Annotated in this window: 11 protein-coding genes and 1 pseudogene; 5 read left to right on the top strand and 7 right to left on the bottom strand. The window is 71.9% G+C overall.

Annotation, left to right across the window (positions count from 1 at the left end):
* Together NH287_RS13340 and NH287_RS13335 are read right to left on the bottom strand one after the other, a co-directional pair.
* Positions 1-696 (bottom strand): YhgE/Pip domain-containing protein (locus NH287_RS13340; protein ID WP_253036002.1); only part of this gene is annotated, 696 nt, incomplete at its 3' end.
* Entirely contained in the window at positions 693-3557 is a 2865-nt protein-coding gene (locus NH287_RS13335) for an MMPL family transporter (protein WP_253036001.1), read from the bottom strand. The genes NH287_RS13340 and NH287_RS13335, both read right to left, overlap by 4 nt.
* A 106-nt stretch (positions 3558-3663) precedes the next feature.
* On the opposite strand from NH287_RS13335, the gene NH287_RS13330 reads away from it, so the two are divergent.
* On the top strand, positions 3664-4260 hold the full coding sequence (locus NH287_RS13330) for a TetR/AcrR family transcriptional regulator (protein ID WP_253036000.1): 597 nt from the start codon (positions 3664-3666) through the stop codon (positions 4258-4260).
* A 3-nt stretch (positions 4261-4263) separates the two neighbouring features.
* On the opposite strand, the gene NH287_RS13325 is transcribed toward NH287_RS13330, so the two are convergent.
* Positions 4264-5247 (bottom strand): o-succinylbenzoate synthase, encoded by a 984-nt coding sequence (locus tag NH287_RS13325; protein ID WP_253035999.1) that lies wholly within the window; start codon positions 5245-5247, stop codon positions 4264-4266.
* Positions 5248-5333: 86 nt separating this feature from the next.
* Here NH287_RS13325 and metH point away from each other — a divergent pair, with 86 nt between their 5' ends.
* The gene (gene metH, locus NH287_RS13320; protein WP_253035998.1) at positions 5334-8960 is read left to right on the top strand and encodes a methionine synthase; all 3627 of its coding nucleotides are present in this window, start codon (positions 5334-5336) and stop codon (positions 8958-8960) included.
* A gap of 21 nt (positions 8961-8981) precedes the next feature.
* On the opposite strand, the gene NH287_RS13315 is transcribed toward metH, so the two are convergent.
* Positions 8982-9794, bottom strand: a complete 813-nt coding sequence (locus NH287_RS13315; protein WP_253035997.1) for a DUF1206 domain-containing protein — start codon at positions 9792-9794, stop codon at positions 8982-8984.
* Between the two features lie 75 nt (positions 9795-9869).
* On the opposite strand from NH287_RS13315, the gene NH287_RS13310 reads away from it, so the two are divergent.
* Positions 9870-10871 (top strand): LacI family DNA-binding transcriptional regulator, encoded by a 1002-nt coding sequence (locus NH287_RS13310; protein ID WP_253035996.1) that lies wholly within the window; start codon positions 9870-9872, stop codon positions 10869-10871.
* Between the two features lie 83 nt (positions 10872-10954).
* Positions 10955-12466 carry an alpha-N-arabinofuranosidase gene (locus NH287_RS13305; protein ID WP_253035995.1) on the top strand — a complete coding sequence of 504 codons (1512 nt, stop codon included), beginning with the start codon at positions 10955-10957 and terminating at the stop codon, positions 12464-12466.
* 117 nt (positions 12467-12583) lie between these two features.
* On the opposite strand, the gene NH287_RS13300 is transcribed toward NH287_RS13305, so the two are convergent.
* Positions 12584-13477: a zinc-ribbon domain-containing protein gene (locus NH287_RS13300; protein ID WP_253035994.1), complete on the bottom strand. Its 894-nt coding sequence runs from the start codon at positions 13475-13477 to the stop codon at positions 12584-12586.
* Positions 13478-13521: 44 nt separating this feature from the next.
* Here NH287_RS13300 and NH287_RS13295 point away from each other — a divergent pair, with 44 nt between their 5' ends.
* A complete protein-coding gene (locus tag NH287_RS13295; RefSeq protein WP_253035993.1) occupies positions 13522-14271 on the top strand; it encodes a hypothetical protein in 750 nt (249 codons plus the stop codon).
* A 7-nt stretch (positions 14272-14278) separates the two neighbouring features.
* Here the strand turns inward: NH287_RS13295 and NH287_RS13290 are convergent, their stop codons facing one another.
* Positions 14279-14692: a glucose-6-phosphate dehydrogenase gene (locus NH287_RS13290; protein WP_253035992.1), complete on the bottom strand. Its 414-nt coding sequence runs from the start codon at positions 14690-14692 to the stop codon at positions 14279-14281.
* A gap of 42 nt (positions 14693-14734) precedes the next feature.
* Positions 14735-15443: pseudogene (locus tag NH287_RS13285) on the bottom strand (ECF transporter S component); the annotation flags it as partial.

The following is a 15443-nucleotide window of genomic DNA, read 5'->3' as shown; positions in this document are numbered from 1 at the left end:
CGCACCGGACGACAGCTGCCGAACGCCGTCGGCGAGCGAGTAGCCGCCGTCGGCCGCGGTCGTCGCGCCGTCGGCGAGCTGCGCGGCACCGTCGGCGGCGCTCGTCGCGCCGTCGGCGAGCTGGGTCGCACCGTCGGCGGCCTTGCCGAGCTGCTCGTTCAGGGTGGTGAAGCCGAGGAACACGTTCTCGAGGTAGGTCGTGGTCAGCTGTTCGCCGAGGACGGATGCCGCGGTGCTCGTCACCTGGTTGGTGATGGCGTCGTCGACGATGCGCGCGTCGGGGGAGGGCGTCAGCTCGATCGTCGCGCGCTCGGGCGTGCCGCCGGGGGCGGTCGAGGTGGCGGCGGCCGAGAAGTTCTCCGGGATGGTGACGATCGCGTCGTACGTGCCGTCCTCGAGGCCCTCCGTCGCGTCGTCCTCGTTGGAGATCGTCCACGTCAGGTTGCTGTCGAGGTCGTCGGAGCCCTCGACGAGTCCGGCCGTCAGGAGGCGGCCGAGGGGTGTCAACTGCCCGTTCACCTCGACCGGCTCGTCGTTGTTGACGATGGCGGTGTTCATCGCGTCGAGCCGCTCGGTCGGGTTGTAGAGCGCCGCGACCAGGATGCCGCCGATCACGGCCGGCAGCAGGAGCACGCCGAGCAGCGTGAGCCACGAGACGGGCCGTCGGGTCTGTGCGCGTTCGAAGAGGAGAGTCATGAGGGGATCACCTGGGTGTCGGCGTCGGTCGTGCGGAGGGTGGGGGCGGTGAGGCGCAGGAGCTCGGGCCTCGGCCGGTAGGCGTCGCCCAGGAGGACCCGCGCCGCGTCGAGGTCGCGCGCCGAGGCGACGATCGTCAGCGCACCGGCCTTCGCGGCGACCGCGTTGGCGGCGTCGCGGAGGAGCGCGGCGGCCTGATCGCGGGATGCCCCGGTCAGGGTGTCGAGACCGGCGATCACGACGAAGCGCGTGCGCCCGGCGAGGGCGCTGCGCAGCTCGCTGAGGGGGGCGTCGGCGCCGGCGAGATCGGCGACCGAGACGTGGGCGCGGACCCACGGCGCGCGCCCGGGCAGCAGGTGCCCGGAGACCCGGAGGAGTCCGGCCGCCGGCTCGATGCGCCCGGCGACGGTCAGCAGGAACGCCCGCGAGACGTGCGGGTCGTCGGCGGTCACGAGGAGCGTGCCGCCGTCGTCGAGCCGGACGCTCGCGCCGGAGAACAGCACGAGGTCGGTGTCGGCGGTCTCGGCGCGGACCTCGAGGTCGTCGGCCGCCAGCGCGCCGCGGTAGTCCGGCTCGGGCCAGTCGGCGTGGCTGCGCTCGTGCTCGACCGCCTCGCCCTCGATGTCGACCTTGGGAAGCAGGCGTTCGAGCCAGCGCGGCATCCACCACGCCTTCTCGCCCAGCAGGGCCATGACGGCGGGGGTGAGGGTCATGCGCACGAGGAAGGCGTCGACGGCGATGCCGACGGCCAGCCCGAGGGCGATCGGTTTGATCGAGCTGTCGCCCTCGGGGACGAACGCCGCGAAGACGGCGAACATGATGACGGCCGCCGCGACGACGACGCGCGCCGACGCGGTGAAGCCGCTGCGGACGGCGGCGACGGCGGTCGCGCGGTCGGCACGGCCCCCGCGGGCGCGCACGGCGTGGACGAAGTCCTCCCGCATGCGCGAGACGAGGAAGACCTCGTAATCCATCGCCAGGCCGAAGAGCACGCCCATGAGGATGATCGGCATGAAGCTGATGACCGGGCCGGTGCGGGTGACGTGGAGGAGGTCGGCGAGCCAGCCCCACTCGAACACCGCGGCGACCGCGCCGAAGGCGGCGAGGATCGACAGCAGGTAGCCGAGGGTCGCCTTGAGCGGCACCCAGATCGACCGGAAGACGATCATCAGGAGGATGAAGGAGAGGCCGACGACGAAGATCCCGAAGGGCAGCAGGGCCGCACCCAGACGATCGGAGACGTCGATGCCGACGGCGGTGTAGCCGGTCACCTTGAGGTCGACGCCGTACTCCTTCTCCCACTCGTCGTGGTGAGACCGCAGTTCGCGCACGAGGTCGGCGGTCGCGGGATCGTCGGGAGCCGTCGTCGGCACGATCTGGATGAGGCCGGTGTCGGCGGTCTCGTTCGGGGTGGCCAGGGCGACGCGCTCGACGCCGGGGATCGCCTCGACCTCCTTCTTGAGGTCGTCCATCAGCCCGAGCGGATCGGTCGAGGTGACGATCGTGCCGGTCATGACGAGCGGGCCGTTCGACCCGGCGCCGAAGTATTCGGCGTTGAGATCGTAGGCCTGACGCGCCTGGCTCGACGGCGGCTGGACGCCCGCGTTGGGCAGGGCGAGGTGCAGGCTCGCCGAGGGGATCGCCATCACGCCGAGTCCGACGATGACGGCGACGGTCGCGATGATCGGATGCCGCGTCACGAGCATCACCCAGTGGTTGGGCGGCATGGCGGCCGGGGCCGCGGGCGCGGCATCCGTCGCCTCGGCCTCGGCCTCGGTCTCGTCGGCCTCCTTCTTGCGGCGTCGCGTCGGGATGCCGCGCTGCAGCATCCGTCCGCCCCAGCCGACCACGCGGCCCTTCGCGAACCCGAGGAGGGCCGGTGTCAGGCTGACGGCGACCGCGACGGCCACCGCCACGGCGACGGCGGCGGCGATGCCCATGGTCGACAGGAACGGGATGCCGGCGATGCTGAGGCCCACGAGGGCGATCATGACCGTCACGCCGGCGAACATGACCGCCGAGCCCGCGGTGCCCACGGCGCGGGCGGCGGACTCCTCGGGGTCCATGCCCGCGCGCACCTGATCCTGGTGGCGCGACACGATGAACAGGGCGTAGTCGATGCCCACCGCGAGCCCGAGCATCACGGCGAGCATGGGGGTGGTCGACGAGATCGTCGTGACGGCGGTCGAGAGGAAGATGAGGGCGATCGCGAGGGCGACGCCGATGAGCGCGCTGACGAGGGGGAACCAGGCGACGGCGAACGAGCGGAACGTCACGATGAGGACGAAGAGCGCGACGAGCACACCGATCACCTCGACGATCGAGAGGGCGGGGATCGACGCAGCGAACAGGTCTCCGCCGAGCGCCGACTGCGCCCCGGCGGGCAGCTGGTCGTGGAAGTCCGTCGCGGCCTTCTCGACCGCGGCGATCGTCGCGTCGGACACCTCGGTGGACTGACCGTCGAACTGCATCTGGACGAGCGCCGCGCGGGCGCCGTCGGAGACGAGGCCGTCGACCATCTCGTCGAACGGCGAGGTCGCCGAGGTGACGCCGTCGATGCCGCCGAGCGTCGTCACCAGGTCGTCGATCTCTCCCCGGAGCGGCTGGTCCTCGACGCTCTCGCCCTCGGGCGCGACGACGATGAGCTGCGCACTCGCGCCGCTGGCCTGCGGGAACGTGCGGTTCAGCAGCTCGAGACCCTGCTGCGCCTCGGTGCCCGGGATCGTGAAGGAGTTGTCGGTGCTCTTGGCGAAGAGGGCGACGCCGCCGCCGACGATCCCGAGCAGGACGATCCACGCGATGAGCACGCGCCACGAGTGGCGGTAGGCCCATCGGCCGAGGGTGAAGAGGATGGTGGACACGGGCGCTCCTGGTCAGAGTCGGACGGCTTCGATACAGCGCTGTATCCGATACACATGTGTAGCGTAGACCCGCATGCCGGTGCCGAGCCTGAGGGGTGGGTGTGAGATGACGCGAAGCCGAGAGAACACGCGAGCGCGCCTGCTCGAGGCGGCGCACGAGGTGTTTGCCGAGGTCGGACTGGATGCGGCATCCGTCGAGGCGATCTGCGAGCGCGCGGGGTTCACCCGCGGCGCGTTCTACTCGAACTTCGAGTCCAAGGACGAACTCTTCCTCGCCCTCATCACGCGGCTCTCCGAGGACAAGCTCGACGAGGTGTCGGTGCGCGTCCGGCGGCTCTCCGGCACCGACAGTCCGCTCGATCTCGTCCGGCAGATCGCCGACATGTCGCTTGCGGAACGCATGGAGCCGCAGCTGCTCAGCGAGGTGCGGACGCAGGCGCTCCGCGACCCGCGACTGGCGGAGGCGTTCCTGGCGTGGCGGGCGCAGATGCTGGGCCGCATCGAGACGATCGTCCGCGACGTGAGCGAGCGCCACGGACTGCCGCTGCGGATGCCGGTGGCCGACGCGGCGTCGCTGCTGCTGGACGTGTCGGAGCAGTGCAGCGTGCAGGCGGCCCTCGAGCGGCTGTCGGAGCGCCAGGCGAACCGGGCGATGCAGTCGCGCCTCGAGCAGCTCGTGCCGCTGCTGGTCGGCGAGGCCTGACGCCTACTCGGCGAGGATCGCGTGGCAGCGCTCGAGGCGAGCGAGCCACCAGTCCCGCCGCTCGGGCTCTGCGGCGTGGGCGTCGAGCAGTGCGGCGTCGGGGGTGACGCGACCGACCGGCAGCGCGCCGGACCGCGGCCGCAGCGGCTCCGCCGCGACGTCGGCGGCGAGCAGCGACGCCGTGCCGAGCCCGCAGTCGAACGTGAGGTCGGGCAGGGCCGCGGCGAGGGCTGTGCCCATCGCCAGGCCCACCGAGGTGTCGAGGGCGCTCGAGACGACGGCCGGAAGCCCCGCCTCGGCGACGATCTCGAGCGCACGACGCACGCCGCCGAGGGGCTGCACCTTGATCACGAGGAGGTCCGCCGCGCCCGCGCGGGCGACGGCGACCGGGTCGTCCGCCTTGCGCACGCTCTCGTCGGCGGCGATCGGGATGTCCATCCAGCGGATGCGGGTGCGCAGCTCGGCGAGCTCGGGCACCGTCGCGCACGGCTGCTCGACGTACTCGAGGTCGAAGCCGGCGAGGGCGTGCACGGCGTGCTCGGCCTCGTCGACGTTCCACGCGCCGTTGGCGTCGATGCGGATGCGGCCCTCGGGTCCCATCGCGGCGCGCACCTCCCGCACGCGCGCCACGTCGTCGGCGAGGGTCTGCCCGGGCTCGGCGACCTTGACCTTCGCGGTGCGGCATCCGTCGAACCGGGCGAGCACCTCGGGGACGGATGCCGCGGCCACCGCCGGCACCGTCGCGTTCACCGGGACCGTGTCGCGCACCGCCGCGGGCGTGCGCTCCCAGCCGTACTCGATCGCGGCCTCGAGCCACGCCGCCGACTCGCGGTCGTCGTACTCGACGAAGGGCGAGAACTCGGCCCACCCCTCCGGTCCCTCGAGCAGCAGCGCCTCGCGGACGTCGATGCCGCGGAAGCGGGTGTGGAGCGGGAGGGCGACCACCCGCGCGCTCGCGCGCAGGTCGGCCAGCGGAGGCAGGTGCATGCCCCCATCCTGGCCCTCGTCGCGGTCGTGACGCCCGTGGTCGGCGGGCGGGTCCGCGATGCCGCGCCGGAAGTAGACTCGCGCGGGTGAGCAGCCCCCTCGCCCCCCGTCACCCGCTCGACGTCGAGTCCGTCCCGCGCCCCGCCCGGGCGCAGGCGCTGCTGGACGCGCTCGCCGAGCGGGTCGTGATCGCCGACGGCGCGATGGGCACGATGCTGCAGCGGCACGACCCGACGCTCGAGGACTACCGGCAGCTCGAGGGGTGCAACGAGATCCTCAACGTCTCGCGCCCCGACATGATCGCCGCCATCCACGACGAGTACCTCGCCACCGGGATCGACGCCATCGAGACCAACACGTTCGGGGCGAACTGGTCGAACCTGTCGGACTACGGCATCGACGACCGCATCCACGAGCTCGCCGCCGCCGGGGCGCGCATCGCGCGGGAACGCGTCGACGCCGCCGAGGCGCGCGACGGCCGCCTCCGCTGGGTGCTCGGATCCCTGGGCCCCGGCACGAAGCTCCCGAGCCTCGGTCACACGACCTACGACCACCTCAAGCAGACCTTCGCGCTGCAGGCGGAGGGCCTCATCGACGGGGGCGCCGACGCGCTGCTGATCGAGACGTCGCAGGACCTCCTGCAGACCAAGGCCGCCGTCAACGGCTGCAAGCAGGCGATCGTGAGTCGCGGCATCCGTCTGCCGATCCTCGTCGAGGTGACGGTCGAGACGACCGGCACGATGCTCATGGGGTCGGAGATCGGTGCGGCGCTCACGGCGCTCGAGCCCCTCGGTGTCGACGCGATCGGTCTCAACTGCGCGACCGGCCCCACCGAGATGAGCGAGCACCTGCGGCACCTGTCGAAGCACGCGACGGTGCCGGTCGTGTGCATGCCGAACGCCGGACTCCCGGTGCTGACCGCCGACGGGGCGCACTACCCGCTCACCCCGGACGAGCTCGCGACGGCCCACGAGCAGTTCGTCCGCGAGTTCGGGCTGGGACTGGTCGGCGGATGCTGCGGCACGACCCCCGAGCACATGGCCGCCGTCGTCGAGCGCCTGCGCCCGGTCGCCACGCCCGCACCGCGGTCGCCCGTGACCGAGCCGGGGGTCGCGTCGCTGTACCAGCACGTGCCGTTCGACCAGGACACCGCCTACCTCGCGATCGGGGAGCGCACGAACGCGAACGGGTCGAAGGCCTTCCGCGAGGCGATGCTCGAGGGGCGGTGGGACGACTGCGTCGAGATCGCGCGGAACCAGATCCGCGTCGGCGCGCACCTGCTCGACGTCTGCGTCGACTACGTCGGTCGCGACGGGGTCGCGGACGTGCGCGAGATCGTGTCGCGGTTCGCCTCGGCATCCACTCTTCCGCTCGTCATCGACTCCACCGAGCCCGCTGTCCTGCAGGCGGGTCTCGAACTGATCGGCGGGCGTCCGGTCGTGAACTCGGTGAACTACGAGGACGGCGACGGGCCCACCAGCCGGTTCGGGCGGATCATGCCGCTCGTGAAGGAGCACGGTAGCGCGGTCATCGCCCTCACGATCGACGAGCAGGGGCAGGCGCGCACCGCCGTCGACAAGCTGCGCATCGCGTCGCGGCTCGTCGACGAGCTGGTCGGCGAGTGGGGGATGCGGGTCTCGGACATCGTCGTGGACTGTCTCACCTTCCCGATCGCGACCGGTCAGGAGGAGACGCGGCGCGACGCGATCGAGACGATCGAGGCGATCCGCGGACTCGTCGAGAAGTACCCGGGCATCAACACGACCCTCGGCGTCTCGAACGTGTCGTTCGGGCTCAACCCGGCGGCGCGGTCGGTGCTCAACTCGGTCTTCCTGCACGAGGCGACGCAGGCGGGTCTCACGTCGGCGATCGTCGATGCGGCCAAGATCGTCCCGCTCGCCTCGATCCCCGAGGAGCAGCGGAAAGTCGCGCTCGACCTCGTGTGGGACCGGCGCGAGACGGATGCCGAGGGGAACGTCACCTACGATCCGCTCGCCGTCATGCTCGACATGTTCGCCGGGGTCGACACCACCGCCCTGCGCGACCAGCGCGCCGCCGAGCTCGCCGCCCTGCCCGTGGGGGAGCGGCTCGAGCGTCGCATCATCGACGGAGAGCTGAAGGGCCTCGAGGCCGACCTCGACCTCGCGCGCGAGGGCGGCATCGCCCCGCTCGAGATCATCAACGACCACCTGCTCGAGGGAATGAAGGTCGTCGGCGAGCGGTTCGGCGCCGGCCAGATGCAGCTGCCGTTCGTCCTGCAGTCCGCCGAGGTGATGAAGACCGCCGTCGCGCTGCTCGAACCCCACATGGAGCGCACCGACGCCTCGGGCAAGGGCACGATCGTGCTCGCGACCGTCCGCGGCGACGTGCACGACATCGGCAAGAACCTCGTCGACATCATCCTGACCAACAACGGCTACACCGTCGTGAACCTCGGCATCAAGCAGCCCATCGCCGACATCATCGCCGCCGCCGAGGAGCACGACGCCGACGTCATCGGCATGAGCGGCCTGCTCGTGAAGTCCACGGTCGTCATGAAGGAGAACCTCGAGGAGCTCGCCTCGCGCGGGCTCGCCGGCCGCTGGCCCGTGATCCTCGGCGGCGCGGCGCTGACCCGCGCCTACGTCGAGGACGACCTCGCCGGGATCTTCCCGGGCGAGGTCCGCTACGCGAAGGACGCCTTCGAGGGCCTCGCGCTCATGGAGCCCCTCGTGAAGATCGCCCGCGGGGCGGACCCGGCATCCGTCGGCCTCCCGCCGCTGAAGAAGCGCATCCACTCCGCGGGGTCGAAGCTCACCCTGACCGAGCCCGAGGCGATGCCCGGGCGGTCGGACGTGGCATCCGACAACCCCGTCCCGGCCCCGCCGTTCTGGGGCACCCGGATCGTGCGCGGTGTCGCGCTCGCCGACTATGCCGCCTTCCTCGACGAACGCGCGACGTTCATGGGGCAGTGGGGGCTGAAGCCCGGGCGCGGCGACGACGGCCTCACGTACGAGCAGCTCGTCGAGACCGAGGGGCGGCCGCGGCTGCGGTACTGGCTCGACCGCATCCTCGCCGAGGGCATGCTCGACGCGTCCGTCGCCTACGGCTACTTCCCCGTCGTCAGCGGGGGCGACGACGTCGTCGTGCTGCACCACGGCGCGGATGCCGCCGGTCGCCTCGGCGTGCCGGGGCTGCTCGCCCCCGACGGTGGTTCTGGGGGCGAGGTCGGCACCGAGCGGCTGCGGTTCTCGTTCCCGCGCCAGCGGCGCGACCGGCACCTCTGCCTCGCGGACTTCGTGCGCTCCCGCGAGTCGGGGCAGGTCGACGTGCTGCCCGTGCAGCTCGTGACGGCGGGAGCCCGGATCGATCAGGTCACCGCGAAGCTCTTCGCCGAGGACCGGTACCGCGACTACTACGAGCTCAACGGGCTCGTGATGCAGCTGACCGAGGCGCTCGCCGAGTTCTGGCACGCCCGCATCCGTGCCGAGCTCGGCTTCGCCGGCGAGGATCCCGCCGACACGGCCGGGCTGTTCAAGCTCGAGTACCGCGGCGCGCGCTTCTCGCTGGGGTACCCGGCGTGCCCCGACATGGAGGACCGGCGCAAGGTCGTCGAGCTCTTGCGTCCCGAGCGGATGGGGGTCGAGCTCAGCGAGGAACTGCAGCTGCATCCCGAGCAGTCGACGGATGCCTTCGTGTTCCACCACCCCGAGGCGAAGTACTTCTCGGTCTGACGGGCGCCCGGTGAGCGGGCCTCACAGGCGCGTGTAGCGGGCGCGGAAGAAGGCGTAGACGCCGTACGCGATCCAGCCGGCGCCCACGAGGACGAGCAGGATTTTGCCGGCGGGGAGGTCGGCGATCGTGCGCAGGGCTCCGTCGAGTCCACTGGACTTCTCGGGGTCGTTGGTCGCCGCGGCGAAGAGGAACAGGACGCCGACACCCGCCATCGCGACGCCGCGGGCGATGTAGCCGACGGTGCCGAGGATCCGCACGCCGCGGCCCGCGGTCCCGCCCGGCATGCTCAGGTCGCGCTCGAAGCGTCGCGTGACGCCCTTGACCACGAGGTACCCCGCGATGGCGATCAGCACGATCCCGATGGCGACGACGAGGAACACACCGCCGGGCGTCGAGAGCAGGCCCGCGGTGAGCGAGGTCGTCGAGCCCGACGAGCTCGACGACCCGCCCACGGCGAACGTGCCCGCCGTGACGGCGAGGGCGAGGTAGACGAGCCCCTTCGCGCCGTTCTTGACGATGTGCACGGCGCGGTCCTTGCCGGAGTCGGCGCTGCGGTCGAGGACGGCGCTCAGCAGATGCCACAGCCCGAGGGCGGCCAGCCCGATCGTCACGGCCCACAGCAGGAAGATGCCACCGGGGGCTGCGGCGAGCTGCGCGAGGGCGCCCGACTGGTCGGCCTCCTGTCCGCCGGCGCCGCCGAGGGCGATCGAGATGGCGATCACGCCGATGAGGATGTGGACGATCCCGCTCGCGGCGAAGCCTGCCCGGGCGAGGACGTGGACCGCCCGGCTGTTCTTGGCGTCGTGGGCCGCGCTCTTGGCTGTCGAGGTCATGGCGTCAGCCTAGGGACCGCGACCGCCGGCCACGCAGGGGTTGCGCTCCGCTGTACAGTGACGCCGGGAGGGCGGATGACACCGACACTGCACGACGTCGCACGGGTGGCCGGCGTGTCGATCAAGACGGTGTCGAACGTCATCAACGCGCATCCGCACGTCCGCCCCGCGACGCGGGAGAAGGTGCAGCGGGCGATCGCGGAGCTCGGGTACACCCCCAACCTGACCGCCCGGAGCCTCCGCAGCGGACGGACGGGCGTGATCGCCCTCGCCGTGCCGGATCTCTCGTTCAGCTACTTCGCCGAGCTCGCGGGGATGGTCATCGCCCGCGCCGAGGAGCGCGGCGTCGTCGTGCTCGTCGAGCAGACCGGCGGGGAGCGCGACCGGGAACGCGAGCTGCTGCGCATTCCCCGGCTCGGGCTGACGGACGGCCTCATCCTCAGTCCGCTGGGGTTGGAGGCATCCGACCTCGCCGACCGCCCGCGGACGTACCCGACGGTGCTGCTCGGCGAACGGGTCTACGAGGCGCCCGTCGACCACGTGACCATGCAGAACGTCGACGCGGCGCAGGCGGCGACGGCGCATCTTCTGGCCGCGGGCCGTCAGCGCATCGCCGTGCTCGGCGCGCACGACGACGACGGCGCGGCAGGGCTGCGCCTGCGGGGCCACCGCGCGGCTCTGGCCGACGCGGGTGTCGCGCACGATCCGGACCTGATCGTCGCGACGCGGTTCTGGGACCGGGCGGGCGGCGCCGACGCCGTCCGCGACCTGCTCGCGCGCGGCGTGGACTTCGACGCGGTGTTCGGGCTGAACGACACCCTTGCGCTCGGCGCGATCCGCGCGCTGCAGGAGGCGGGGCGACGCGTGCCCGACGAGGTGGCCGTCGTCGGGTTCGACGACCTCGACGAGGCGGCGTACGCGATCCCGTCGCTCACGACGATCGACCCCGGTCGGCGGTGGATCGCGCAGACCGCGGTCGACACGCTGCTGGACCGGGTGGGGGATGCCGCCGGCGAAGCGCGCGTGGTGTCGGCACCCTTCGAGCTGCGCGTGCGGGAGTCCGCGCCGGCGCGCTGACGCTCGACCGAGACCTTGACGACCGGCATCCGCGCGGTCATCATGAATTACAACGTTTACCGGTCTGACCAAGAAAGCCCTACATGACCTCTGCACGCCTCATCGTCGACGCCGCAGCCCCCATCGGGGAGGTCCGCCGCAAGATCTTCGGCGGCTTCGTCGAGCACCTCGGCCGGCACATCTACGACGGCATCTTCGAGCCGGGTCATGAGACGGCGGATGCCGAGGGGTTCCGCACCGACGTCATCGACCTCGTCAAGGAGCTCGGGGTCGACACGATCCGCTACCCGGGCGGCAACTTCGTGTCGGGCTTCCGCTGGGAGGACTCGGTCGGTCCCGTCGCCGAGCGCCCGCGCCGCCTCGACCTGGCCTGGCACTCGACCGAGACGAACGAGGTCGGTCTGCACGAGTTCTCGTCGTGGCTCGACAAGGTCGGCAGCGACCTGATGATGGCGGTCAACCTCGGCACGCGCGGCACGCTCGAGGCGATCGACCTGCTCGAGTACTGCAACATCCGCTCGGGGACGGCTCTCAGCGACCGTCGCGTCGCGAACGGCGCGACCGAGCCTTTCGACGTGCGCATGTGGTGCCTCGGCAACGAGATGGACGGCCCCTGGCAGCTGGGTCACCGCTCGGCGGAGGACTACGGCAAGCTCGCGTCCCGCACCGCGAAGGGGATGCGGCAGCTCGACCCGTCGATCCAGCTCGTCGTCTGCGGCTCGTCGGGTGCGACGATGCCGACGTTCGGCGAATGGGAGCGGGTCGTCCTCACCCACACGTACGACGACGTCGACCTGATCTCGTGCCACGCGTACTACGAGGAGAAGGACGGCGACATCGGCAGCTTCCTCGCCTCGGCGGTCGACATGGACCGCTTCATCGAGACGGTCGTCGCGACCGCCGACCACGTCGCGGCCGTCAAGCGGTCGTCGAAGAAGATCGACATCTCGTTCGACGAGTGGAACGTCTGGTATCTCTCGCGGTGGGAGAACGTCGAGAAGATCGACGGCATCGACAACTGGCCGGTCGCGCCGCGCCTGCTCGAGGACGTCTACTCGGTGGTGGATGCCGTGGTGTTCGGCAGCCTCATGATCTCGCTGCTCAAGCACGCCGACCGCGTCGCGAGCGCGTCGCTCGCGCAGCTCGTGAACGTCATCGCGCCGATCATGACCGAGCCGGGCGGACCGGCGTGGCGCCAGACGACGTTCTTCCCGTTCTCGCTCACGTCGCGCCTCGCGCAGGGCGAGGCGATGCGGGTGCTCGTCGACGCGCCGTCGTACGAGACCGCCGTGTTCGGCGAGGTGCCGCTCGTCGACGCCGTCGCCACGCACGACGACGCCACGGGGCGGAGCGCCGTGTTCCTCGTCAACCGCAGCACGACCGAGTCGATCGAGGTCACCGTCGACGTGTCGGGCCTCGGTGCCACCTCGATCGCCGAGACGCACACGCTCTCGGACGACGACGTGTACGCGAAGAACACGCTCGACGACCGGGAGCGCGTCGCGCCGCGCGCGAACGACTCCGCGGCCCTGGACGGCGGCACCCTAACGATCACGCTGCCCCCGGTGTCGTGGTCGGCGGTCGCGCTCGCCTGAGACGGGTGCGATCCGATGGCGAGTGACACAGGTTCCATGGCATCCCGCACGTGCTAGCACCGGGCACGGTGCCGCTCGGCAACGCCCGCGTGATCGGTTGGAACGAGCCGATCTGACTCAGCGCCGGTAGGCGTCGACGACCAGGTCGCCGCGGATCCCACGCAGCGCGTCGAGGATCGCCGGAACCGTCTTCGTGCCCGCCGTCCGCAGTACGACATCGTGCGGGCCGAGGGGCTCGAGCCCGCCGGTGCGGAGCCGCACGACCTCCCAGCCGGCGGCGCGCAGCAGCGCATCCTTGCGCCGGTCGGATGCCTCCCGCTTCCCCACGTGCTCGAGCCCGTGCCGCCCCGGGGTGTCATACTCGATCGCGACCCGCAGTTCGGGCAGCAGGATGTCAGGCCACACCTCTCGGTGCCGGAAGAACGGCCGCCCGACGCGCACCGCCGTCATCCCCTCGGTGAAGAGCAGGGCTTCGGTGAGCTGCAGGCGCAGTCGGCCTTCGGCAGCGGATGCCGGCCGCGGAGCGCACGCGCTGACGAACGGCTCCCCGACGGGCAGGTCCGGCGTCTTCTCACAGACCGTGGGTGCCGCCCGCTTCGGTCGCGGCGCGGGAGCGGGGGCCGCCGGCATCCGCACCGCCTTCGCGCGGTCGAGGGCGGCGAGCACCTGCGCGGCGTCGACGCGCTCGACCACCTTCACAGGGCGGGGAGCGGCGAGGGCGGAGCACTCCGGGCACCACGCCGAGCGCCGCCGCACCCGTCCCGGCCGTTCGCGCTGCTCGGTCGGCGTCGCCGCGAACCGATGACCCGCGGTGCACTCCCAGCACAGCAGCACGTCGGCAGCGGGCGGGATCTGCGACAGCGAGATCCCCTCGTTGAGGTCGGGGTGGTACTGGCGGACAAGCTCGGGGTACGCCGCCCACGCCGATCGATAGGTGCCTACGGGGTAGGGCACGTCGAGGCCGCGCGAGAACTGGCGCCGCTGCCACCACCACCGCACCGGTTCCGTCACCGTGCCGACGGTAGGCGGGGGCTCGGACACGTCATACTGCGAGGATGCGCCTGCTCCGGATCCTGCTCCTCGTCGCGGGACTCGCCGTCGTGCTGACGGGCTGCGTGTCGACGGCGGGTCTGGAGTCGGCGCGGACCCCGACGTCGTCACGCACGGCCGTGTCGTCACCCGACGACGCCCACGCGTGCACGGTGGCGGCGAGCGAGGACCTCCGCATCGGCAACTCTGTAGACGGGATGCCGGGACTCGACGACGTGTCGACGATGCAATGGAGCTCGGCGCGGTACGTGCGAGGCGACGGATCGTGCGCCCCGGCCAAGGCGGAGCCTGGCTATCCGGCAGCGGCGTGCACCATGGCAGTCGGTGACACCCCGGCATACTCCGAGCCCGCCGACGACATGTTCGCGGCGGGAGCGACGGATCAGACGTCTGCGCGCGTCGGAGGTGAGACGGACGACGCCGTCGAGTTCGCCTATGCGGCATCCGTCTGGCGATTCGGATCAGCCAGGCAAGCTGCCGGTGCACCACTCGTGGGCCTCATCGCCTCGTGCGACGGCGCTGTCGATCGGTCGGAGGGTGGCGTCCTGCGCTACGACGTCCTCGAAGGTGACGAGCCGCACCTGAGGGTCACCGTCGTCGACTCCTCGGTGTTGCTGCTGCGCAGCATGCAGACGGCAGGAGGGAACGGGACGACCGGTCTCTCGACGGGTTCGGGGCTTCTGCCCGGCTCAGCCATCGATCACCTCGAAGAATGGTGGCTCGCGAACGTTGCGGACGTCCCGCGTCAGCCGTGACGTCCGCTCAGGCGACCTGCTGGCCGCACATCCCGCAGACGCCGGTCGCGGAGACCTCGACGAAGCAGTCCGGGCACATCGCGCGCACGACGTCGAGCGAGGCCGCGGGGCGCTTCGGGGCGACGGTGCGCTCGGGGCGCGGCTTCGGAGCGGTGCCGCGCGGCTTGCCCGGCCGGGCGACGGACGGCGCGGGCGGCGGCGCGGTCTTCGGGGCGTGCTCGGCGCAGTAGTACCGCACGAAGCCGGCGTGATTGTTCGGATGCCGGTGCTTCACGACCCACAGTTCGGTGCGCTCGCGCGGCTCGCTGCCGGCGGGGCAGCTCACGCAGCGGGTCGGTTCGCCGGGCACGGCCTCGGCCGCGAGCACGGGCGTCTCGAATGGAAGAGCGTCCCGCCAATCGGAGGATCTCGTGATCTTCATGCGGGGGTCCCTCCGCGGCGCTCGTCGGGGGTGAGGGCCGCCCTACAAGCTTCGCACGACGGCGACGGGTTCGGGCGTCCCGGGCACTGCGACGGGCGCCGAGACCGGCTTCACGCGGCGCAGCGAGCGCAGCAGGGGGCGTCCCACGAGCGCGATCCCGACGACGGTGGTGACCGCGCGCACGGTGTCCCATCCCGCCGTCGAAGTGACGAGCGAGTAGAGCAGGAAGCTCGCGAGGTTCTCGGTCAGCGGCGCGCCGGGGACGTAGGAGATCGACGTCCCCGCCCCGACGGCGAACGGCCAGAACCAGAGGTTCATGACCAGGCCGAACAGGTACGACGCGATCACCCCGTACCCCGCCAGCATCACGACTTCGCCGCGCCCCCGCACCCGCGCCGGCAGGAGAGCGGCGCCTGCCGCCACCCAGCCGCACGCGAACATCTGGAACGGCAGCCACGGCCCGACCCCGCCCCACACGAGCGACGACAGCAGCAGCGACGCGGCGCCCAGCAGCATCCCGAACCGTGCGCCGTAGGCGCGGCCGGCGAGGATCAGCAGGACGAACAGCGCCTCGACGCCGCCGACCCCGGTCGACGCGAGCCGGATCGCGCCGCCGATCGCGGCGAGCGTCGCCAGCAGGGCCAGCGTGTGGGCCGAGCGGATCGACGCGTCGACCGCCGTCGCGACGAGCACGACCGCGAGAGGGGCGAGCGCGAGGGCGATGACGGGCGCCGCGGCCTGCGCCTGCGAC

Origin of the sequence: Microbacterium sp. CnD16-F (genome assembly GCF_024124465.1) — a bacterium.
In the GTDB taxonomy this organism is placed as follows: domain Bacteria; phylum Actinomycetota; class Actinomycetes; order Actinomycetales; family Microbacteriaceae; genus Microbacterium; species Microbacterium gawkjiense.
Note: the sequence above shows the minus strand (reverse complement) of the source record. Positions and strands in the feature narration are given on the sequence as shown.

Excerpts from the sequence above, each read along its gene's own strand:
- NH287_RS13330 (WP_253036000.1), top strand. The coding sequence starts at position 3,664 with ATGACGCGAAGCCGAGAGAACACGCGAGCGCGCCTGCTCGAGGCGGCG.
- NH287_RS13325 (WP_253035999.1), bottom strand. The coding sequence starts at position 5,247 with ATGCACCTGCCTCCGCTGGCCGACCTGCGCGCGAGCGCGCGGGTGGTC.
- NH287_RS13315 (WP_253035997.1), bottom strand. The coding sequence starts at position 9,794 with ATGACCTCGACAGCCAAGAGCGCGGCCCACGACGCCAAGAACAGCCGG.
- NH287_RS13310 (WP_253035996.1), top strand. The coding sequence starts at position 9,870 with ATGACACCGACACTGCACGACGTCGCACGGGTGGCCGGCGTGTCGATC.
- NH287_RS13305 (WP_253035995.1), top strand. The coding sequence starts at position 10,955 with ATGACCTCTGCACGCCTCATCGTCGACGCCGCAGCCCCCATCGGGGAG.
- NH287_RS13295 (WP_253035993.1), top strand. The coding sequence starts at position 13,522 with ATGCGCCTGCTCCGGATCCTGCTCCTCGTCGCGGGACTCGCCGTCGTG.
- NH287_RS13290 (WP_253035992.1), bottom strand. The coding sequence starts at position 14,692 with ATGAAGATCACGAGATCCTCCGATTGGCGGGACGCTCTTCCATTCGAG.